Origin of the sequence: Rhizobium sp. MHM7A (assembly GCF_005862215.1) — a bacterium.
Classification (GTDB): domain Bacteria; phylum Pseudomonadota; class Alphaproteobacteria; order Rhizobiales; family Rhizobiaceae; genus Rhizobium; species Rhizobium bangladeshense.
The window spans coordinates 159,029-180,458 of record NZ_VCHT01000003.1 but is presented as its reverse complement, the minus strand read 5'-3'; the positions used below and the strand labels follow the sequence as shown (position 1 = coordinate 180,458).

Genomic DNA, 21,430 nt, shown 5'->3' with positions numbered 1-21,430 from the left:
CGTGCTTTCGCAGGCCCCGTTCAGGGGCCTGCCTTTCGGTTGGGAAGAGGCATATGTCGGGACTCACGCTTCAGAATATCGTCAAGGACTTCAGCGTCATTCGCGCCGTCGACAATGTCGACCTGACGGTGCCGCACGGCGCATTCGTCTGTCTGCTCGGCCCCTCCGGCTGCGGCAAGACGACCTTGCTGCGCATGATCGCAGGTCTCGATCTGCCGACATCGGGCCGCATCACGCTCAACGGGAAAGACATCACCAGGACGCCGACGCACCAGCGTGAACTTGGCATGGTGTTCCAGTCGCTGGCGCTGTTCCCGCACCTGACGGTAGGCGAGAATATCGCCTACCCACTGCGCATTCGCGGCCGTCCGAAGGACGAGCAGGCGAAGCGTGTCGAAGAGCTGCTGGCGATGATTTATTTGCCAGGCTACGCTGATCGCGCCGTGTCGAAACTTTCCGGAGGCCAGCGGCAGCGCGTCGCAATTGCAAGGGCACTGGCGATTTCGCCAAAACTCTTTCTGCTCGACGAGCCGCTGTCGGCGCTTGATGCCAAGCTGCGCGAAGCCATGCAGGTGGAGCTTCGCCAGCTTCATCAGCGGCTCGGCATCACCACGATCGCCGTCACGCACGATCAGCGCGAGGCGATGACCATGGCCGATACGGTCGTGGTCATGAACGGCGGTCAGATACGCCAGGCGGCGTCGCCGACCGAGATTTATCGCAGACCGGCAGACAGCTTCGTCGCGGATTTCATTGGCCAGACAAATCTGGTCGAGGCCAGGCGAGAGGGCGGCGCGGTCAGCATATTGGGGCAGCCGGTCGCCGACCTGTCGCTGTCGCCAGGGATCGAGCGCGCCACGCTCTCGATCCGGCCGGAAGACGTGCGCCTGGGCCCGCCGAAGGCCGGTGCACTGACGGGCGAGGTCACCTTCGTGCGCGATCTCGGCGGCGTCGTCGAAACCTTTGTCAATGTCGGCGGTCAGCAGTTCATTGCGGTCTCGACGCCGCGCGAGCGCCCCGATGTGGCGGTTGGCCAGACGGTGGGCATTGCGCTCACCGACAGGGACTGCGTGGTGCTCGACAAATGAGACGCGAAGCCCCCCAGACGCTTGGCGACTATGCCCCGCTAGCCTTCCCGGCGATCATGCTGATCGTCTTCTTCGTCGTGCCTTTCGGCACCATGATTTCCGTCAGCTTCTTCAAGCGCCAGCAGGGCGCCTTCTACACGCCTGATTTTGTCTTCGACAATTATGTCCGCTTCCTCTCTGCCTTCTTTGGCGGGGTGCTCAGCTTCTCGCTGATCCTTGCGATTGCGGTGGCCGTCATGTGTGTCGTTCTGGCCCTGCCTTTCACATATCTGCTCATCCGTATGAAGCGGAGCACCCAGGTGGTCTGGCTGGTCGCACTCCTTTCGATCCTGTCCCTTTCTGAGGTAATCATCGGTTTCGCCTGGTCGACGCTGTTTTCGCGCACGGCCGGCATCACCAACCTGTTCGTGTGGCTCGGCCTCATGGAGCAGGCAGTCGCCCTGACACCGAGCATCGGGGCCGTTGTCACCGGCATGGTCTACCAGGCCTTCCCCTACACGGTCCTAGTCCTCTATCCCGCTCTGGTGCGGCTTGATCCGACGCTTTCGGAGGCCGCGCGTACGCTCGGCGCTTCGCCGGTCAAGGCATTCTTCACCGTAGTTGTGCCTGCACTGCGCGATACGATCGTCGCCACGCTGATCATGGTCTTCATCTTCGCGCTCGGGTCCTATCTGTTGCCGCAACTGCTCGGCCGCCCGCAGCACTGGACGTTTTCCGTGCACATTACCGACCAGGCGATCTATCAATCGAACATGCCCTTCGCGGCTGCCATGGCGGTTTTCCTGGTGTTGGTCACACTGGCCCTTGTAGCGCTGACCCTGCTCGTTGGCCGCCGAGGAGGGGCGATCAAATGACTATTCTCCGCAACGTTCTTTTCGGGGTCGTCGGACTGTTTCTCGCTCTGCCGCTGATCGTCGTCGCCGGCGTGTCGGTCAACGCCAGGCAGAGCCTCACCTTCCCGCCGCAAGGCTTCTCGCCCGGCTGGTATGGTCAGATATTTCTCGACATGGAATGGCGCAACGCGCTGATCGCGTCACTTGTGCTCGCGCTGTCGTCGGCGGCGCTGGCAGTGCTGATCGCCTTGCCGCTCGCCTGGTTCCTATGGCGCCGCCACGCGCCCTGGGCCAATCTCTTCCAGTTGCTCGGCGTGGCGCCCTTTACATTGCCGCCGGTTATCACGGCGCTCGGCCTGCTGACTTTCTGGGCCACGACCGGATTTTACGGGCAGTCGTGGACGGCGGTGATCGGCCACGCCATCTTCTTCGTCACATTGCCGCTGGTGACCATTTCGCTCGGCTTTTCGGCGATCGACCGCTCGCTGGTAGAGGCCGCCTCGACCTTGGGCGGCGACGATCGCACCGTGTTCCGAACCATCGTTCTGCCACTGATTTCGCCGTACATCGTGTCAGGCTACGCTTTTGCCTTTGTGCTGTCGCTCAACGAATACATCGTTGCCTACATGACGGTCGGTTTCACGATGGAAACGCTGCCGATCAAAATCTTCAATTCGCTGCGCTACGGCTACACGCCGACCATGGCGGCGGTGACGGTCCTGTTCGTGGCGACGGCAGCGATCGTCTTCAGCCTCGTCGCGCGCTTCGGTGACCTGCCGAAACTGCTGGGCGCGATGACGTCAAGCGAACCGTGATCGAGGCAACCCATCCCGCCACGGAACGCCAGTGCGTTCCGCTGTCCTTTTCTCCTGAATATTGAAGCACCGAGATGGACTCAGCGCTAGAACGACGCTTCCCCTGCGTCGCCGACATGGAAAAGGCCGCGCAAAGACGCATGCCGCGTTTCGCTTGGGACTATCTCGCCGGCGGACTCGGGCGCGAAGCTTCCGTGCGGCGCAATCTGGCGGCCATGGAAGAGGTTGTGCTTATGCCGGGCTACCTCGCCGACGCCGACGAGCCCGATACCGGGGCAAGCCTGTTCGGTCATCGTTTCGACGCGCCATTTGCCGTCGCGCCGCTTGGGCTGGCCGGCCTTCTGTGGCCCGGGTCGGAGCTGCCGCTGGCACAGGCTGCCAGACAGCATAACGTTCCCTATATCCTAAGCACTTTCGCCAACACCTCGCTTGAGACGATCCGTCCTGCAGGCGGTGATCACAGCTGGTTCCAGTTCTATCCACCCAATGATCCCGCCATGGAAGACGACATGGTGGATCGGGCGCGCAGAGCGGGCTACGACGTTCTTGTCGTGACTGTCGACATTCCGGCGTCCACCCGGCGCGAGCGCAACATCCGCAATGGTTTGACCATCCCGCCGGTCTATGACCTTTCAACGATCATGCAGGTCGCGATGCGGCCGTCATGGGCGATGGGCATTCTGCAAAACGGCGCTCCCGACTTCGCCAATCTCTCGCCCTACTACCCGAAGGGCTCGAGCCTTGCCGCAGCGGCCGAATTTGTCGGCAGGGTGATGACGGGTCACGTCACGCGCGAGCGCTTCAAGAAAATCCGAGACGCATGGCCAGGCAAGATCCTGGTCAAGGGTGTGCTTCGCGCCGACGAAGCGGAGGAATACATGTCCTTGGGCGGCGATGGTCTGATCCTCTCCAATCATGGGGGACGCCAACTCGACGCCGCGCCGTCGGCGGCGGAGGTCATCGGTGAAATCCGCGCACGACTCGGCCCCAAGACCTTGCTGCTCGCCGACGGAGGCGTGCGCTCCGGCCTCGATATCGCCCGGATGCTGGCGCTCGGCGCCGATTTCGTCCTGATTGGCCGGGCTTTCCTGTTTGCTTCCGCCGCCATCGGGCGTCGCGGCGGCGATCATTTGATGAACGTCCTGAAAGCCGAACTGACGGCAACGATGGCGCAACTGGGCTGCAGGACGGTCGAAGACTTGCCAGAGTGTCGCTGGCGGCCAAAGGCCGGAGGGCGAAAGCCGAACTTGATCTAGAATGGAGAATTGTGTGACTGAAGCCGTTAGGATGAGCGTCGAAGCGCTGCAAAATCGAGTCGTCGCCATCTTCGAGCGCGCAGGCTTGAACAAGATCCAGGCGGTGGCTTTGGCCCATGTCATCGTGGCCGGTGAGCGCGATGCCTGCAAGTCGCACGGAATTTACCGCATCGAGGGTGCGCTGCGCACGGTAAAGGCGGGCAAGGTGAAGCCCGATGCCGCTCCTGTCCTTGCGCCGGATGACGGCAGCGCCATCGTCAGGGTCGACGCGCAGGGCGGTTTCGCCAGTGCGGCGTTTGAACTTGGCGTACCCGCCCTGGCGGAACGCGCCAGGCGGCTTGGCATCGCCGCCATGGTCATCAATGATTGCTCGCACTTCTCGGCCCTGTGGCCCGAGGTCGAGGCACTGACCGCGCATGGCCTGGCAGCATTGGTGATGTGCCCGAGCTATGCGACGGTTGCCCCATCCGGAGGCAGCAAGCCTCTGCTGGGCACCAATCCATTTGCCTTCGGCTGGCCTCGCAAGGACCAGCCGCCCTACGTGTTCGATTTTGCCACGTCGGTGGCGGCGCGCGGTGAGATCGAACTGCACCGCCGCGCTGGCAAGCAACTGCCGGACGGTTGGGCGATCGATGCTGAAGGCAATCCCACCACTGACCCGGTTGCTGCGCTCGAAGGCGCAATGATGCCCTTCGGCGGCCACAAGGGGTCCGCCATCGCCACCATGATAGAACTGCTCGCCGGAATCATGATCGGCGATCTCACCAGCCCCGAGGTTCTGGACTACCTCGGAACGACGACCTTGGCGCCGTTTCATGGCGAACTGATCATTGCAATATCACCCCAGAACTTCGCCAGGGGCCGCCCCGGCGATCCGTTCGCGCGCGCCGAAATCCTCTTCGAAACGATCGTCGGACAAGGCGCGCGGCTGCCATCGCAGCGCCGCTTCGCCGCGCGGATCAAATCGGAAGCCGAAGGGATCAGCCTGACTGCAGCGGAGATCGCCCAGCTGGATGCGCTGCTGGCTGGCGGACTGGCCGCCGTTAAATAAAGCACGTCGTTTGGAAATGCGCAGCGGTTTCGGGGCAATGACGGATCCATCGACCTCGGAATCTCATGTGCAATCCCTGCGAACTGTGAGCGCAAGAGTGCGAAGAGCATGCCGGGCGCAGCCGGTCATTTCTTCACCGCCACCATGAAAATCCGCGGAAATCTGAGCAGCACCCGCCCGTCCGACAGCTTAGGATAGGCCGTTTCGACACGTTCGAGATAATCGGCAAGGAAGGCCTCGCGATGGCTGTCGCCGGCATGGGCGAGATAGGGCATCAGCCCGGTTCCCTTGACCCATTCGACGATCGCCCCCGCATCGGCCATCGGGTGATTATAGATGGTGTGCCAGATGTCGACGCGCGAGGCCTTGGCGATCAGCCTGTCGTAATAGGCGGACGGCGGGGGCAGGGGGCTGCGGCGCACGCCCTTCGCCGCGAAGGCAGCCTTCCAGGGCCCGGCATGGGCGGTCTCTTCCATCGCCAGATGCGAGGGTTCGCCGAGATTGTCGGGCATCTGCACGGCAAGAACGCCGCCTTCGGAAAGCCCGTCCAGCAGCCGGTCGAAGATGTCCAGATGATCGGGCAGCCACTGGAAGACCGCATTGGCAAACAGCAAATCGGCCGGTTCGGCGGGTTGCCAGCTGGCGAGATCGGCTTCCACGAAGGCCGTTCCCGGCAGCCGCCTGCGCGCCGCTTCCAGCATATTTATGTCGCTGTCGAGGCCGGAGACGCCGGCAGCTCCATATCGCTCGATAATGAGTTCGGTGGAATTGCCCGGTCCGCAGCCGAGGTCGACGGCGCGACGGAGACTCTGCAGCGGCACCTGCGCCAGAAGATCGCGCGCCGGTCGCGTGCGCTCGTCCTCGAACTTCACATATTGGCCGGCGGACCACGCCATTGCGCTATCTCCTGATGTCGGGCCACGTTTTCCTGTTGCGCATGCGGATCTTGTCGAAGTTGCGGCCGTCGAGCTCAGGTGCGATCTTCGGTCACAAGGATTTTGTCCACGCGCCTGCCGTCGAGATCGATGACCTCGAAGCGCCATCCATCCCTCGTGAAGCTCTCCCCCAATTCCGGCAAGTGTTTCAGCTCCTCCAGCACCAGGCCGGCCACGGTCTGATATTCGAGATCGTCTTCGAGCTTGAGATTCAGGAACTCGGCGAATTCGTCGATCGGCGTCCAGCCGGATACGAGATAGGAACCGTCGTCTCGACGCGCGATGGCCTGCTCATCGATCGGCCCCTCCTGGAGCGCGCCCATGATCGCTTCCAGGATGTCGCCTGACGAAACAATCCCCTCGAAATGGCCGTATTCGTCAAACACCAGCACCATGTGAACAGGCGACTTCCTGATGGCTTCGATCACGCTGGTGGCGGTTGCAAGGTCTGAAACGACCGGAACGTCCTGCGTCAGAGCCTTGATGTCGACACTGCCGTGTTCGGACATCGAGTCGTAAAAATCCTTGACCGGAAGGATGCCGATCACCTCGTCGGAGCTGCCTTTGCGAACCGGCAATCGAGACCGTTTCGTTCGGTGCAACTGCGCCCGGATTTCATCGAGGCTGTCATCGATATCGATAATTTCGACGTCCCGTCGCGGTGTCATCAGCGCCCGGGCGGTGCGGTCCGCCAGCCGCATGACGCCTGAGATCATCGCGGACTCCTCGCTTTCGATAACACCCGCCGACTGCGCCTCGGCCAGAACGGTCTTGATCTCTTCGTCAGAGACGTTGTCGCCGACTTTTCCTGTTTGGCCGAGGAGCTTGAGCACAAGATTTCCCGAGGCGTTGAGAAGCCACACGAGAGGCAGCGCAATTTTTGAAAGCAGCGCCATGGCGGGCGCGACCCTCGCCGCAACCGCTTCTGGTTCCCGCAATGCGATCTGCTTTGGAACAAGCTCGCCGACGATCAGGGAAAGATAGGTGATTGCCACGACGACGGAACCGACGCCAATGGCGTCGGCGGCAGTCGACGACACCCCCTGACCTTCCAGCCATCCAGCCAGGCGGCCCCCGAGCGTGGCGCCTGAGAAAGCGCCGGAGAGAACGCCGACCAGCGTGATGCCGATCTGAACCGTGGAGAGAAATCGGCCGGGGGTTTCGGCAAGTTTGATTGCTTGAGCTGCACCCTTGCTCCCATTGTCGGATAGAACCTTCAGGCGGGCCGTTCGAGAAGACACGACGGCGAGCTCAGACATGGCGAGCACACCATTCAAGATGGTGAGAAGCGCCACAATTCCAATTTCCAGAAACACAGGGACCCTATTCGTTGAGGTTTTGATGCCGCATAAGGCGAGGCGGCGGGGCTTTCGCAGAGACGCTATATATGCGCATTACCCATCGGCAAAGCTTTCTGTGAGCCCGGCTGGGTGCGAGGCGAGGCAGACATCGTCACACCGTTTACGACAGGCGCCAGCATCTTCTGCGGCGGCTTTCCGGTTTGACCGGGCGGAGCTTGTACTGGATGGGTCGCTATCAGGCATGGCGCAATTTTGGCGGTGAAATAGGCCCGGCGCAAGAGGCGCTGGGCGAATTCCTTATAGCGCCTTGATGTGACAGTTTCGAAAAATGGCGGCAAACAGGCCGTCCACCGGGGAATTTCAGGGGAATTGCATTCATGCGTGATGCCGAAGACGCAAGAGCGTTCCGGCATCACGCTCTCAAAATGTCAAGCCGCCAGAATGGTGATCCCATAAGCATTGGCAGCGGCCCTAATCCGGGCGATGGTCTCGGGCGAGGGGGCTTTCAGCGGCTCGCTCGTGCCTTCCGCTTCGATGAATTCGGCCATCTCGCGGTCGACGATCGCCGAAAAGACCGCCGGAACGGTTCCGCGGTTGGCATAGCCATGCACCATGAAGGGCGGGATTGTGATGATGTCGCCAGCGCCGGCCTCGATCTCTTCGGGACCGCTGTCGGTCAGCCGCCAGATCGTCAGGCGGCCCTCGAGGATGCGAAACACTTCCGGGCTCGCATGCGCATGTTTCGGAGTCCGGCTGCCTGAAGGCACGGTTACGTCGAAGATGTTGAGCCAGGTTCCGCGGAGCCGAAGCCGCCGCTCGATCTGGTCGCCGAGCACGAAATATCGCTTTTCGGCAGGTATTTTCACAAATGAGTTGGACATCATGTCTCTTTCTTCTTCTTAGCGAGGCTTTTCTTGTAGGCGCCTTCTTGCCGGCGCAGCCGTTAGACCTTTGCGCCGCCTTTGGCAACTGCCCTGTTGCCGGGGACAAGATCGCGGGTGACTTCGGTACGGGAAATGCCTGGTGAAGCCGTCGCGGCGGATATCGGTGCGGCGGGCCGTTTCCGCAAGGTCCCTGATCCGGGGCAGCCTGCGTGAAAATGACACGGGCCTGCCGCCCCCTTGATGATCCTGCGGCCGGCTCGCCGCGATGGGCTCGTCACACATACCATTCGAGCACGTGCAACGGCTCATCACGTAATTGGGCCAACCAGCAATGTCATTGCTTGTAACGCAGCGCCCTCAATGGTCAGGCCTGCCGGAACATCGTTTGCTGTGAAGTTCGATAAAACCCAACGTGGGTAAGCCCGCCGCCTTCATCATGAAAAGCACCTTCACGAAGTCCTGCGGGTCGGCCGGCGCTATTCCCTCAAGATCGTGTCACTCATCAAACCACGGCCATGGTCCGCGCACCGTCTTGCCACCCGCTCGGATCAAGCACCGGAAACCAGCGTGTCGATTTCGGCCGATCCTGTTCGATTAAGACGGAGCGCCGTGACCAGTCAAAGGAGGGACAAGTATGGCTGCCACTATGCATTCCGAACAAGTCGAACAGTCGCCGCACTTCAGTGTCGTGCGCACTTTGCAAGCCGTTTGGATGCTGAAACATCAGCGAAGGTACCGCCGAAGCTTGAACGAGCTCTCGCGGTTTAACTCTCGCCTGCTCCGTGACATCGGCTTGGCGCCCCCAGAGTCTCCACTGGAAAGATCGGAGAATGACCGCTCCACCCAGACGATCAGAGTGCTGGATCCAGAATCCGTCCGCGATGGCTGACCCGCCGGTATGAGTGCGTTTGCCTTTAGCTGCGCCGCTTCATGTCGCCCTCTTCCCGTAGTCGGCGCGTGACAGTGCCGGCGAGACGGAATGCGGCCGTTCCCTTGTATCCTCTTCTTCGGCTCGCGCCTCTAGGATTGATGGGTCGGAGGTCACCTCCTATCCGCTTGCTCAAGCGGAGAGATAATATCCAAGAAGAATGGCGAGCAAGGAAAGCGAAGCGAACACGAGGCATTATGAGGCACTGCTCACGCAGAGCAGCAAGCAGCTCTCACCGGAAAGCGTACAGCATTATTTTGCTCTTTGTCGATTCGCGGTGTCCAAATGCGACTAGTATCGGCAGCACCATGGAGGAACCGGATGCGCTACCTTTGTCTCTTCTACATCGATCAAACACTTGCTGATGCCGCCAGCAAGGAGGAATGGGCCGAGATCGACCGGGAGTCCTTGGCTTCCAATGAAGAACTCCAACGATCAGGCCACTATCTCGCCTCCAATGCTCTTGCCGACCCAAAGACCGCAAAGACATTGCGCGTTCGGGCCGGCAAGGCAAGTTGGACCGACGGGCCCTTCGCAGAGACCAAGGAGCATCTGGGTGGCTTCCTGCTCATCGAAGCGAAGAACCTTGCGGAGGCAATGGAGATCGCGGGGCGGGACCCGCTCGCTCGGATGGGGGCGATCGAGGTGCGCGAGACCGCCGGCTTTTAGATTCGAGGTGTCCCGCTAATTCCATCGGACATGCCCCCGACGTTCTGATTAGGTAACATGAATCGTTCTCGCTGGATTGTTCATGCTCTTGACGAGACACGCCCGGAAGAGCCGGGCGAAGATCACTGCGGAGGGAAGAGCAACACGACGCCCGCGGAGGAAAACACTGCGGATGTACCTACACGTCGAAATTTGTCGGCAAGACAATCATGTCCCGGATCGTGACGTTTCGCGGGCGGGTCAGCATGAAGATGATGGCATCGGAGACCTCTGAGGGCTCGATCAGACTCCCATTGGCCTTTGCCTTCTCAAGGTTTTCCGCGGGCCAATCGGCAAGCAGAGCGGAAACGACCGGGCCGGGCGAGACCTGGCTGACCCTGATGCCGTGGTTTTTCAACTGCCGGCGCATGATCTGGACGAAACTGGTAATCGCCCACTTGGAGCTGGAATAGACCGGCTCCCACTGGATCGGCGCATGGCCGGCTACGGAGCAAGTGACCAAAATGTCCCCGGTCCCGCGCTCGATCATATGCGGAGCGATGTCGCGGACGTTCTTCATGACGGCGTTCACGTTGAGATTCAGCATCCGATCGATTGTCGCGGTATCGGTATCGATAAGATCCCCGCCAATGTAGGACCCTGCATTGCAGTGCAGGATGTCGAGATGATCGACCTTTGCCAGGATTTCCGGCACCATGGCCGCACAACTTGCGGCGTCCAGAAGATCGGTTACCTGCATGACTACGGCGTCGCCGAACTCGGCAGCGTACGTTTCCAGCGCCTGTCTGTTATAGTCGACCATCACGACCTTGGCGCCGGCATCGACCAGGGCACGGGTCGTCGCCAGCCCGATACCGGAAGCTGCGCCGGTTACCGCAGCGATCTTTCCTTCGAGTGATTTAGTCATCGTCTTGTCTCGCCTCTTGGTTTTCAGACAGCAAGGAAGCCGCCATCGACTGGCAGTACTGCGCCAGTGATCATCGGGGCGTCCTCTGAAATAAGCAGTGCGATCGAGCGCGCGACGTCGTCGACCGCTGCAAAGCGCGCCAACGGGTGGCGAACAATCATCGGGTTACGTTTGGAAGGCTCGGACCACGCCTTGGCGGCAAGCTCCGTCATGGTAACCGTAGGCGCCACTGCATTGACCCGGATTCCATAGGCGCCGAGTTCCTTGGCCATGACACGTGTCGCGCCTTCCAGTCCCGCCTTCGAAGCGGCGTAAGCCACGTGATCCACGAAACCACGATGTCCGGCGATCGAGGTCACATTCACGATCGTACCACCGCCGCCGTTTGCAATGCGAGCCCGCGCGAACTCCTGCGCACAAATCAGCGCGGCCCGCAGGTTGATGCCGAGGACCTGCTCATAGCCCTCCTCGGTCATATCGATGACGCTTTCAAGCACGTTGGTTCCCGCGCAATTGATCAGCGCGTCTGCCAGCCTCGCCTTCTTCATGGCGGCGCGTGCTGCTGCATTGTCGGCGAGATCGACTGATATTATGGTCGCGCCGAACTTTGCCGCCAGATCATCCAGATCGGCCTGCGAACGCGACAAGGCTACGATTCGAGCGCCACGGTGGGTGAGCAGTTCAACGCAGGCGCGACCGATACCCTTGCCGGCACCGGTGATGATTACCGTTTTTCCTGTAAAGTCCGACATGGTTGATCCTTCCGATGCCTGTTGCTCAGAACGGGAGTCTTTGCTCGGTTTGCTTGTCGAACACATGAGCCGCGGCAGGATCGACGTCGAGCCTTATCCTGTCGCCCGGCCTCAACGCGTGGCGCTCGCGAAAGGCGCATAAGATCCGCTTGCCCGCCAATTGGACTGCCACGAGTATTTCGGCACCCGTCGGCTCGATCAACTCGACAGTTGCCGGTACCCCCGTATCTCCGTTCGACAGTAGCCACTGGTCAGGACGGACGCCGTATATCACCTCCTGGCCGTTACTTGCCCGCGTGCCTTTTGGAAGCGTAAGGGCTGACCCGTCGGCGAGCCGCGCTGAGTTCGCAGAGAGATCGATCGTGGCTGGTAGCATGTTCATCGCCGGCGATCCGATGAAGCCGGCGACGAAGATATTTGCTGGCCGGTCGTAAAGCTCCAGCGGCGCACCGATCTGCTCCACCTTGCCGTCACGAAGCACTACAATACGGTCCGCCATCGTCATGGCTTCAATCTGGTCATGCGTGACATAGACGGAAGTAGCGCCAAGGCGCTGGTGAAGCGCTTTGATCTCCGAACGCATGTCTACGCGCAACGCAGCGTCCAGGTTTGACAGAGGCTCGTCGAAAAAGAACGCCTTCGGGCTGCGAACCATCGCGCGCCCCATGGCAACACGCTGCCGCTGACCTCCGGAGAGCGCCTTCGGATACCGGTCGAGATAGGGCGTCAGCCGCAACATCTCGGCAGCCTTGTCGACCTTGGCATTGCGATCCGCAAGATTTTCGCCGCGCAACTTCAGTGCGAAGGCCATGTTCTCCCGAACGGTCATGTGCGGATAGAGCGCGTAATTCTGGAACACCATCGCCACATCACGGTCCTTGGCGGCGATGTTGTCGACGCGATGTCCGCCAATCTTGATCGTGCCCTCGGTGATCTCCTCAAGGCCGGCGAGCGATCGCAGCAGCGTGGACTTGCCGCAACCGGAAGGACCGACCAGTACGACGAACTCACCGTCGGCTATATCGAACGAGATGTTGCGCAGTGCGTGATAGGAGCCGTAATGCTTGTCGACCTTGTCGAGCTCGATCGTTGCCATGTGTCTATCCTTAGTCAGTTGTGGCGGCATGGCCGCCGATCATTCGGGACGGGTCCACGGGCAGCTTCACCATGAGGTGTATCCTGCATCGGCAACGACGATGCTGCCGGTCATCAGGCTGGCGGCATCGGAGGCCAGGAACAGGACGACAGACGCAATTTCCTCGACTTCGCCCATCCGCTTCATCGGCGTCATGTCCATCCAGTCCTTGTCCCACCCGGTCCTCGCGACGGCGGTCTTCGTCATGTCCGTCGCGATATAGGTTGGCGCGACGGCGTTGACGCGCACGCCCCGCTCGGCCCATTCGGCTGCAAGCGACTTCGTCAGCATGTGAACGGCACCCTTCGAGGCGTTGTAACCAGCTTGCGGCTGCGGCCGGTTGGCGATGATGCCGGACATCGAACCGATATTGACGATCGAGCCCTTGCCCGCCTTCAGCATCAGGTTTCCGAAAGCGCGATTGCTCCAGAACACGCCGTTGAGGTTCACGTTCAGGACTCTGAGCCAATCCTCATCTGACATCGCCTCCGCCGGACTGTGCGAAGCGATGCCGGCATTGGCGACCAGAATGTCCACGCGACCAAGCTTGGTCGCGATCGCCGCCGCGACACGGTCGGTTTCGCCGGAATCGGTCACGTCCAGACGAATGAATTCGGCCTTTCGCCCCATCGCGGCGAGCTTCGAGACGGCCGACTGACCGAGCTCTTCATCAAGATCAGTCAGTACGACATGCGCGCCCGCTTCCGATAAGGCATCAGCGCAGGCATAGCCGATGTTGCGCCCCGCGCCGGTGACGACCGCCACTCTTCCACTGAGATCCAGCTTCCGCAGGTACATGCTACTTCCCAAGCTCGATCTGAATCTTCACGGAGGACGGCTTCGGTCGCACGGCGTAATCGAACGCTTCGACAGAATCCTCGAAGGCGTAGGTATCGGTGATCAGCGCATCGACATTGATCTGGTTCGATCCCAATAGCGCGACGATGCGCGGATAGACATGGGCGTAGCGGAACACGTGTTCGATGCGCAGCTCCTTGGTCTGGGCGATGACCACATCGAGCGGTACCGGCTTCAGGGGCATGCCGACAAGGACGATGGCGCCGCCGGGGCAAGCATGGTGCGCCGTGTCTGCGATCACTTCGGCCGCGCCGGAACATTCGAAGATGACATCGACGCCCCAGCCGTCGGTTTCGCGGGCTATGACACTCTTCAGGTCCTGGGAGCGTACGTTGACGGTCATGATGGCAGGGCCGAGCCTGCGCGCCACGTCGAGCTTTTCGTCGACAACGTCGGTAACGATAACTTTGGCGCAGCCAGCCGACAGCGCCGCGATCGCCGTCACCATGCCGATCGGCCCGGCACCCGTGACCAGCGCGATCGCACCGGGCGTCAGCCTCGCCTTGGAGACTGCTTGAAAGCCTACAGCCAGCGGCTCGACCATAGCGCCAGCGGCGTAGGAAACGTTGTCCGGAAGCTTAAAGGTGAAGGCGGCCGGGTGGACCACGCTCGGTCTCAGTACGCCATGGACCGGCGGCGTCGCCCAGAAGCGCACCGCGGGATCGAGATTGTAGAGACCCAGTCGCGACGCGCGACTTTGAGGGTCGGGAATGCCGGGCTCCATGCAAACGCGGTCGCCTACTTTCAGGTTCTGGACGGCGCTGCCGACCTCTTCGATGATGCCGGCGGCTTCGTGGCCGAGGATCATCGGCTCGCGCACAACGAAAGGGCCGATCGCGCCGTGAGTGTAATAGTGAACGTCCGATCCGCAGACGCCAACGGTCTTGATGGCGATGCGCACGTCGGTGGGACCGAGCGCCTCCTTCGGGTCCAGGTCGCGAATGCGCAGTTCGTCTTTGCGTTCGAGGACGAGTGATCTCATGTTTTCAGCCCTTTCGGATAATGAACACGGCCAGCGCCAGGCAGAGCACCGTCGCCACCCATAGGGGCAACACGCCCTCCAGGAAGCGCATCCATAGAAGATGCACCAGGATCAGGATCACGACCGAGATGAAGCCCCTGTCGAAGCCGTTGGTTCGGATAGGCAGGAATCCGTCGCGTTGGGTTTTCTGGGATTGAACGCCAGCCATTATCTTTACCCTTTCAATGCGCCGAACGTGAGGCCGGTCACGATGTGCTTCTGAACGAAGCCGAGCACGATTAGGGCCGGGAGCGTGGTCAGGAACGCCATCGCCGCCATCTCGCCCCAGTTCGTTCCGGTGACCGAGACATATTCAGCAAGCGCTGTCGTCACGGTCCTGGCGTCAGCCGACGACGTTAGGGTCGCTGCGAATAGGTACTCGTTCCAGGCGAAAATCCACGTCAGGATGAAGGTGACGGCCAACCCCGGCCGCGCCAGCGGCAGGATGACGTTGGACAGCACCTGGCCGGTTGTCGCACCGTCGACCCGCGCCGCTTCGTCAAGTTCCTGCGGAATCCCGTCGAGCATGCCCTTCAAGAGCCAGATGGCGAAGGGCAGGTTGAAGACGCAATAGAGCAGGATTAGGCCAATCTTCGTGTCGAACAGCATGAAATCACCGAACACAAACCACTTGGTGAACAGCAGGAAGAGCGGCAGCAGAAACACGGCTGGCGGCGCCATGCGGTTGGTGATCAACCAGAAAAACACGTTGTCACCGCCGCCGATTTTGTAACGCGACAGCCCGAACGCCGCGAGCAGGCCGAGCGCGCATACCAGCGCTGCGTTCGATGTCGCCACGATCAGCGAATTCCAGAGATACTGCAGGAAGGTCGAGCTGTTCAGCACCGCCAGGAAATTGTTCCAATAAAGATCGTCGATGAGGAACGACTTCGAATAAAGCTTCACGCGGGGGCGCATGGAAACGACCAGCATCCACCAGACGGGAAGCAGTGTCAGAATGGTCAGGCATACCCAAAGGACGAAGGAGGCTATACCGGAGCGTTTCATTGTGCACCTCCCTTGCGGCCGGTCATGGCGACGAACAGCAGCCAGCTCAGAACGATCGTGACGTAAAGCGTCAGCAGCGACATGGCCGCGCCATAGCCGTAATCAGTCTTCGGAAAGACGTTGATCCAGATATGAAGGCCGATGAACCGGGTCGCCTCAGCCGGACCACCCTTGGTCAGCATCCAGATTTCGTCGACCGAGCGCAATGCGTCCATCAGCCGGATGAAGACGGTTGTCAGCAGCACCGGCTTCAACATCGGAACGATCACGTACCAGAAAATCTGCAGCTTGTTGCCGCCGTCGATCTGCGCCTGTTCGAGCGGTTCTTTCGGCAAGGCGGTCAGTCCCGCCATGAGCGACAGCGTAACGAACGGCGTCCAGTGCCACAGGTCCATGATGATCGCCGTGCCGAAGGCGTGATAGGCATTGGTCGAGATGTTGTAGTCGATGCCGAACCACAGTTTCAGGTAATAGGGCACGATACCGAAGCCGGGAACGCAAAGCAGCCGCCAGGTAGCGCCGACTGCAATGGGCGCGACAACGATCGGCAGTGTGTGGATCGTGCGAAAGAACTGCCGGCCCCACAGGCGGTCTGCCATCAGCGCGCGGGCCAGGACATAGCCTAACAACAGTTCGCTCACGACGACGAAGAATGCGAAAACCAGCGTGCGCGCAAGCGAGTTCAGGAATGTCGTGTCAAAAACGAGGCTGCGATAATTTTGGAGGCCGGCCCAGCGCAGGGTGGGGTCGACTGCGTTGGTGTTCCAGTCGAAGAAGCCAACATAGAGAATGTAGATGAAGGGAACGAACCCGACAATGAACAGGATTAGCGTGGCCGGTGTTAGAAACAGCCATCCGATGTTGGATTGTCTCATCCTGCGCTCCGTCAGATCGTCCTTGACTCTTATTCGCCTGACTACCAGCGTCGCGGGCAGGCCCGCAAACCGCAGTCAGGAAAGGGGCGGCCACCTTGCTGAAGGCGACCGCCAACCGCTTGGGAGGTGCGGTCTTTATTTGCGGTAGCCGAGCTTCACGAGTTCAGCTTCGGCTGCGGTGGCGGCCTGGTCCAGCGCATCGTCCGGCTTGATCTCACCGACGATCGCTTTGTAGATGAACGGCGCGACTACCTGCAGAACTTGCGAGTGGAACGGGAACGGCGGAGCTCCGGCGAACAGCTTTCCGTCCTCGCGCATCAGCGTGTAATAGCCGTTCATCTTCTTGTCCTGATCGACGATCTTGGGATCGTCGTAGGTCGAGTTCATGACGATGCGAGAGCCGGCCAGCGCCCAGTCGGTCTGCACTGAAGCCTGACCGATATACTGCAGGAATAGCAGCGACGCGTCCTTGTTCTTGGACGAATGCGGGATACCGAACGCGCCACCATCGTAATAGCCGATATATCCTTTGCCGGACTCGGCTGCTTCCATGACACCCGCCTCGACCGGAGGCAATGACACTCCAACCTTGCCGACGACCGTCGATTTGCTTTCGTCGGTAGCGATCCAGGCAGCGTTTTCACCGTAGACGAGGCCCTGGGCTGCGCGGCCGGCGGCAAATGTCCCGGCAACCTCGTCCCAAGTGGACGACGTCGATTCCGGCGGCGCGTATTTCAGCAGGCCGACCCAGTAGTTGAGCGCCTTCTTAGCGGCGGCGGAGTTCATCTGGCCGCCGTTAGCTTCGGTGGCCGCGAAGGTCGTGCCGTCGATGCCCCAGTTGTACACGCCAAAGGTCGGCGCGATCGACTCGAAGAATTCGTAGAAGGCGGCGGGGTGGCTCGACGAGGCCTGTACGGTGGTTCCCCAGAGCTCCTTGTCTGCGCCATATTCGGTGAAGAACTTGGCGATCTGGGTATACTCGTCATGTGTCGTCGCGGGCTTCAGATCCGCACCGGTGGAATCCTTGTAGGCTTTCTGGATTGCCGGATCATCGAAAAGATCCTTGCGGTAGAGGTAAGGCTTGATGAATGCCTCCATGGGGACGCCCATGACATTGCCCGACTTCGGATCCTTGAAATAGTTCAGGAAAGTGGTGAAATTCTCCGGCTTGAAGTCCGGCGAAGCGATCTTCGCATTATCGGCGAGCGACTTGGTGATATCGACCAGGAAGTTGCGGGCCAGATACGTATATACGATGTCCTGCTCGATATAGACGAAGTCATAGATGCCGGTATTGGCCTCCATGTCCTTGATCGCCTTGTCGTACATCTGGTCCCAGGATGTTGCCTCGAATTCGACCTTGATGCCGGTCTCTTCGGTGAACTTGGGACCGAGCACCTGCTCGACATATTTCGACGCTGGGGTCGATTCCGAGATGCCCCGGATGGTCGCGCCCTGATAGGGCTGGGCGGCAGTCTTCCACCAGGAATCTTGAGCAAGAGATGTCGAGCTCCAAAGGCCAAGCGAAATGAAGCCGACGCCCACGGCTTTGACGAAACTGTTCATTGTTCTCCTCCATTTGGATCGCAAAATCGGTCCGGTTGTGCGTTCTCAACTCTCCTCCGACACGCTCAACGGACCTCAATACTTGTAGAAAGAAGGGGTGGACACAAGCGCGGCCGTTGCGCGATACTGATACTCTCATGCGCGAAATGCCGAATATCTTCATGAATTTTTGTGTGCGTTGCACAATCGAATATTGATTGTCGGTGCAGCGAGCATGGCGGGGAAGCACTGGAGGATATCCGCAATGTCAGTTATTTCGCCGAAGGTCGCGAGATTTGAATATGTCTTGACCGGGGCGGACGAGTCGTTCCTCTGGCGCCGCGACGACTATCCGTGGGAACGCAACGTCTGGAATTTCCACCCGGAGGTGGAGATCCACTATATTCCCAACGCCAGCGGCGTCCTACTTGCGGGCGATCATGTCGGCGCGTTCACGCCGGGCCATATTTCCGTCATCGGCAGCAACCTGCCGCACGACTGGGTGACGCCGCTCGGACCGAATGAGCGCATTCCAGGACGTGACATCGTCATCCAGTTTCCGCCGGCCAAGCTGGAGCAGGCTTCGGCCTTCCTGCCGGAACTGGCGGGGCTGCGTGACTTTCTCGCCCGCGCACAGCGGGGGCTCTCCTTCAAGGGCCGGGCGCGGGAACAGGCGGAGGCGCTGATACTCGACATGGAGTTCCAGACCGGCTCGGTGCGGCTTGCGACCTTCCTGTCATTGCTCTCACTGCTGCGGGACACTGACGAGTTCGATACGCTGTCTTCAGAGGCTTATGTGCCGGACCTGAGCTATGGTTCGCTGGAAGCCCTACAACAGGTCTTCGCGTATCTTTTTGCCAATCTGTCGGAGGACATCCGGTTGCCTGATATGGCTCGCATGGTCGGCATGAGTGACAGCGCCTTCTCGCGATTCTTCAAGAAAAACAGCGGCCACACCTTCACCGACCACATCAACAAGCTTCGTATCTGGAAGGCGGGTCAGCTATTGACCGATACCTCTCTGCCAATAACGGACATCTGCTTCGAGGTGGGCTATCGCAATCTGTCGAATTTCAACCGAGTGTTTCTCCGCCACCACAACTTAACACCGACAAAATACCGGAAACTGTCCACCAACCGCAGAACCGTTCCGTTACCTCAGACCGCGACAGATCATGTGCCTGTGCAGCCAGTCTAGCGATCAATCGATGCTACTTAGAGAGGAGGGAAGATGTATTATTCTTGCGACTTCATATGCCCTGACTCATACCTACTCCTTTCCGACCTGACGGAGGAAGTTATTGCTTCCTCGCGTGTTCGTCCCGGCAGGGAGGGGAAAACGCTCCCTATGAAAACCGCGTAATTACGCTGATCCCTGTCGCCTCCGCCTTGTCGAGCGCCATGAGCGCCGGCACGGCTTCCTCGAGGCTGACGCGCCGTCCGATCAGTTTCTGCGGGGCGATCTTGCCGGCCGCCAGCATGGACAGCATCGCGTCGTAGCGCCAGGCCTGCATGCCGTGGCTGCCGTAGATTTCGAGCTCGTGGCCGATCACCTGAGCCATCGGGATCTGAGGGGTGGCGTATTCCCCGAGCATCAGCCCCACCTGCACATGCCGGCCGCGCCGGCGAAGGTTGTTGATCGAGTTGAAGCAGGTGGCGGGATGGCCGAGCGCGTCGATCGAGACATGCGCGCCGCCCTTGGTGATCTCGCGCACCGCCTCGGCCACGTCGGCGACATCAGATGCATTGACCGTCGCCACCGCGCCGCATTCGCGCGCGAAGGCGAGCTTTTCCTCGGATATGTCGACGCCGATTGCATTTGCGCCGAGCGCGGTGGCGATCATGATCGCAGAGAGGCCGACGCCGCCGCAGCCATGCACGGCAATCCATTCGCCGGGGCCGGTGCGGGCCTGGTCGGCAACGGCGCGGAACGAGGTGGCAAAGCGGCAGCCGAGGCTTGCCGCCGTCGCATCGTCGATCGTATCGGGCAGGTGCACCAGATTGGTGTCGGCATAGTCGATCGCCACATATTCGGCGAAGGAGCCCCAATGGGTGAAGCCCGGCTGAAACTGGTTCGGGCAGACCTGCTGGTTGCCGGAATGGCATTCCGAGCAGTGGCCGCAGCCGGAAACGAAGGGCACGGTCACCCGGTCGCCCACCTTGAAGCGCATCACGCCGCGGCCGGTGGCGACGACCCGCCCGGCAAGCTCGTGCCCCGGCACATGCGGCAGGCGGATATCGGGGTCGTGGCCCATCCAGCCGTGCCAGTCGCTGCGGCAGAGCCCGCTTGCGCCGACCGCGATGACGACGCCGTCCTCCGAAGGCGTCGGATCGGGCAGGGTGCGGATCTCCGGCGCCTTCTCGAAGGCTTCGTAAAACATGGCTTTCATCGGCGTCTTCCTTGCTGTCTCTCCGCGATTGCTATCATCGCATGCGGCAGCCGGCCGATCCAACATTCATTCCATCATTTTTGCTGATGCACGCATCGCCGAAGCTCCCGTCGCCGCGCACGAATATTGCGACCCGGCGGCGTCCTCCGGCATTTTATTGCTTCCGCATCTCCCGCCCGGATTTGCCCTTGACCGGGCTTGCCGCTGCGGCTTTTGCTTTCGCGACTTGATAGGGAGGGTAGCATGGCCGTCGATACATCACCGCGTTCAACCACCTGGACACATGTCGACGGGGAATGGCTCCCCGGCAATCCGCCGCTGATTGGGCCGACCTCGCATGCCATGTGGCTCGGCTCCACCGTCTTCGACGGCGCCCGCTGGTTCGACGGCATCGCCCCGGATCTCGACCTGCACTGCCAGCGCGTCAACCGCTCAGCGCTCGCCATGGGCCTGAAGCCGGTGAAGTCGGCCGAGGAGATCGCCGCACTCGCCTGGGAAGGCGTTGCCAAATTCGATGGCGCGACGGCGATCTACATCAAGCCAATGTACTGGGGCGAACATGGTGCACCCGGCAGCGTCGTCTCCGTCGACGCCGAATCGACCCGCTTCGCGCTCTGCCTGTTCGAGGCGCCGATGGGCCGCCATGGCGGCACCAGCCTCACCGTTTCGCCCTACCGGCGCCCTTCTCCGGAAACCGCAATGACCGAGGCCAAGACCGGTTCGCTCTACCCGAACAGTGGCCGCATGATCACCGAGGCGCGCAGCCGCGGCTTCGACAATGCGCTGGTGCGCGATCTGAACGGCAATGTCGTCGAGACCGCCTCGTCGAACGTCTTCCTGGTGCGCGACGGCATCGTGATGACGCCGGCCGCTAACCGAACTTTCCTCGCCGGCATCACCCGCGCCCGGGTCATCGGCTTGTTGCGCAAGGCCGGCTTCGACGTCGTGGAAGCGACGCTCTCCGTCGAGGATTTCATGAAGGCCGACGAGATATTCACAACAGGCAACTATTCCAAGGTCGTCGGCGTCACCCGCCTGGACGACCGCGATTTCCAGGAAGGCCCCGTCACCCGCAAGACGCTGGAGCTCTACATGGACTGGGCCCACGGCAGAAGTGAGAGCGAAGAGTGAGGGTGAGGAGCGGTTCGGCGCAGCCGAAGCAATCGATCCGGTGAATCG

22 protein-coding genes are annotated in these 21,430 nt (G+C 60.8%); 9 read left to right on the top strand and 13 right to left on the bottom strand.

Annotation, left to right across the window (positions count from 1 at the left end):
- Positions 1–53 precede the first annotated feature (53 nt).
- The 5 genes from FFR93_RS13685 to FFR93_RS13665 all read left to right on the top strand — a co-directional run bounded on the left by FFR93_RS13685 (position 54) and on the right by FFR93_RS13665 (position 5,043).
- Positions 54–1,088 (top strand): ABC transporter ATP-binding protein, encoded by a 1,035-nt coding sequence (locus FFR93_RS13685; RefSeq protein ID WP_064706565.1) that lies wholly within the window; start codon positions 54–56, stop codon positions 1,086–1,088.
- Positions 1,085–1,942 carry an ABC transporter permease gene (locus FFR93_RS13680; RefSeq protein ID WP_138393618.1) on the top strand — a complete coding sequence of 286 codons (858 nt, stop codon included), beginning with the start codon at positions 1,085–1,087 and terminating at the stop codon, positions 1,940–1,942. Before FFR93_RS13685 ends, FFR93_RS13680 begins: the two co-directional genes overlap by 4 nt.
- Positions 1,939–2,736 (top strand): ABC transporter permease, encoded by a 798-nt coding sequence (locus FFR93_RS13675; RefSeq protein WP_138393617.1) that lies wholly within the window; start codon positions 1,939–1,941, stop codon positions 2,734–2,736. Before FFR93_RS13680 ends, FFR93_RS13675 begins: the two co-directional genes overlap by 4 nt.
- 74 nt (positions 2,737–2,810) lie before the next feature.
- On the top strand, positions 2,811–3,992 hold the full coding sequence (locus FFR93_RS13670) for an alpha-hydroxy acid oxidase (protein ID WP_138393616.1): 1,182 nt from the start codon (positions 2,811–2,813) through the stop codon (positions 3,990–3,992).
- 13 nt (positions 3,993–4,005) lie between these two features.
- Entirely contained in the window at positions 4,006–5,043 is a 1,038-nt protein-coding gene (locus tag FFR93_RS13665) for an Ldh family oxidoreductase (RefSeq protein WP_138393615.1), read from the top strand.
- 125 nt (positions 5,044–5,168) lie between these two features.
- On the opposite strand, the gene tam is transcribed toward FFR93_RS13665, so the two are convergent.
- From tam to FFR93_RS13650, 3 genes are all read right to left on the bottom strand, one after another.
- Positions 5,169–5,939 (bottom strand): trans-aconitate 2-methyltransferase, encoded by a 771-nt coding sequence (gene tam / locus FFR93_RS13660; protein WP_138393614.1) that lies wholly within the window; start codon positions 5,937–5,939, stop codon positions 5,169–5,171.
- Positions 5,940–6,013: 74 nt separating this feature from the next.
- Positions 6,014–7,294: a hemolysin family protein gene (locus tag FFR93_RS13655; RefSeq protein ID WP_138393613.1), complete on the bottom strand. Its 1,281-nt coding sequence runs from the start codon at positions 7,292–7,294 to the stop codon at positions 6,014–6,016.
- A 413-nt stretch (positions 7,295–7,707) separates the two neighbouring features.
- A complete protein-coding gene (locus FFR93_RS13650; protein ID WP_138393612.1) occupies positions 7,708–8,163 on the bottom strand; it encodes a cupin domain-containing protein in 456 nt (151 codons plus the stop codon).
- A 634-nt stretch (positions 8,164–8,797) separates the two neighbouring features.
- On the opposite strand from FFR93_RS13650, the gene FFR93_RS42060 reads away from it, so the two are divergent.
- Both FFR93_RS42060 and FFR93_RS13640 read left to right on the top strand, forming a co-directional pair.
- Positions 8,798–9,052, top strand: a complete 255-nt coding sequence (locus tag FFR93_RS42060; RefSeq protein ID WP_348640325.1) for a DUF1127 domain-containing protein — start codon at positions 8,798–8,800, stop codon at positions 9,050–9,052.
- A 360-nt stretch (positions 9,053–9,412) separates the two neighbouring features.
- Positions 9,413–9,760, top strand: coding sequence for a YciI family protein (locus FFR93_RS13640; protein WP_138393611.1), 348 nt, complete (start codon positions 9,413–9,415; stop codon positions 9,758–9,760).
- A gap of 178 nt (positions 9,761–9,938) precedes the next feature.
- On the opposite strand, the gene FFR93_RS13635 is transcribed toward FFR93_RS13640, so the two are convergent.
- The 9 genes from FFR93_RS13635 to FFR93_RS13595 all read right to left on the bottom strand — a co-directional run bounded on the left by FFR93_RS13635 (position 9,939) and on the right by FFR93_RS13595 (position 17,882).
- Positions 9,939–10,667 (bottom strand): SDR family oxidoreductase, encoded by a 729-nt coding sequence (locus FFR93_RS13635; RefSeq protein ID WP_138393610.1) that lies wholly within the window; start codon positions 10,665–10,667, stop codon positions 9,939–9,941.
- Between the two features lie 23 nt (positions 10,668–10,690).
- Entirely contained in the window at positions 10,691–11,419 is a 729-nt protein-coding gene (locus FFR93_RS13630; RefSeq protein ID WP_138393609.1) for an SDR family oxidoreductase, read from the bottom strand.
- Positions 11,420–11,444: 25 nt separating this feature from the next.
- The gene (gene ugpC / locus FFR93_RS13625) at positions 11,445–12,515 is read right to left on the bottom strand and encodes a sn-glycerol-3-phosphate ABC transporter ATP-binding protein UgpC (RefSeq protein ID WP_138393608.1); all 1,071 of its coding nucleotides are present in this window, start codon (positions 12,513–12,515) and stop codon (positions 11,445–11,447) included.
- A gap of 66 nt (positions 12,516–12,581) precedes the next feature.
- Positions 12,582–13,352, bottom strand: coding sequence for an SDR family oxidoreductase (locus FFR93_RS13620; protein ID WP_138393607.1), 771 nt, complete (start codon positions 13,350–13,352; stop codon positions 12,582–12,584).
- 1 nt (position 13,353) lies between these two features.
- A complete protein-coding gene (locus FFR93_RS13615; RefSeq protein ID WP_138393606.1) occupies positions 13,354–14,394 on the bottom strand; it encodes an NAD(P)-dependent alcohol dehydrogenase in 1,041 nt (346 codons plus the stop codon).
- 4 nt (positions 14,395–14,398) lie between these two features.
- Positions 14,399–14,602, bottom strand: coding sequence for a DUF2160 family membrane protein (locus tag FFR93_RS13610; protein ID WP_171049182.1), 204 nt, complete (start codon positions 14,600–14,602; stop codon positions 14,399–14,401).
- 5 nt (positions 14,603–14,607) lie between these two features.
- Complete coding sequence (locus tag FFR93_RS13605) at positions 14,608–15,441, bottom strand: carbohydrate ABC transporter permease (RefSeq protein WP_064692241.1); 834 nt, start codon at positions 15,439–15,441, stop codon at positions 14,608–14,610.
- The gene (locus FFR93_RS13600; RefSeq protein WP_064706580.1) at positions 15,438–16,316 is read right to left on the bottom strand and encodes a sugar ABC transporter permease; all 879 of its coding nucleotides are present in this window, start codon (positions 16,314–16,316) and stop codon (positions 15,438–15,440) included. Before FFR93_RS13600 ends, FFR93_RS13605 begins: the two co-directional genes overlap by 4 nt.
- Positions 16,317–16,451: 135 nt before the next feature.
- The gene (locus FFR93_RS13595; protein WP_138393604.1) at positions 16,452–17,882 is read right to left on the bottom strand and encodes an extracellular solute-binding protein; all 1,431 of its coding nucleotides are present in this window, start codon (positions 17,880–17,882) and stop codon (positions 16,452–16,454) included.
- A 244-nt stretch (positions 17,883–18,126) separates the two neighbouring features.
- Between FFR93_RS13595 and FFR93_RS13590 the strand changes: the two genes are divergently transcribed.
- Positions 18,127–19,059: an AraC family transcriptional regulator gene (locus tag FFR93_RS13590; RefSeq protein WP_064706582.1), complete on the top strand. Its 933-nt coding sequence runs from the start codon at positions 18,127–18,129 to the stop codon at positions 19,057–19,059.
- Positions 19,060–19,207: 148 nt separating this feature from the next.
- On the opposite strand, the gene FFR93_RS13585 is transcribed toward FFR93_RS13590, so the two are convergent.
- The gene (locus FFR93_RS13585; RefSeq protein WP_138393603.1) at positions 19,208–20,251 is read right to left on the bottom strand and encodes a zinc-dependent alcohol dehydrogenase family protein; all 1,044 of its coding nucleotides are present in this window, start codon (positions 20,249–20,251) and stop codon (positions 19,208–19,210) included.
- Between the two features lie 243 nt (positions 20,252–20,494).
- On the opposite strand from FFR93_RS13585, the gene FFR93_RS13580 reads away from it, so the two are divergent.
- The gene (locus tag FFR93_RS13580) at positions 20,495–21,382 is read left to right on the top strand and encodes a branched-chain amino acid aminotransferase (RefSeq protein ID WP_138393602.1); all 888 of its coding nucleotides are present in this window, start codon (positions 20,495–20,497) and stop codon (positions 21,380–21,382) included.
- Positions 21,383–21,430: the final 48 nt, after the last annotated feature.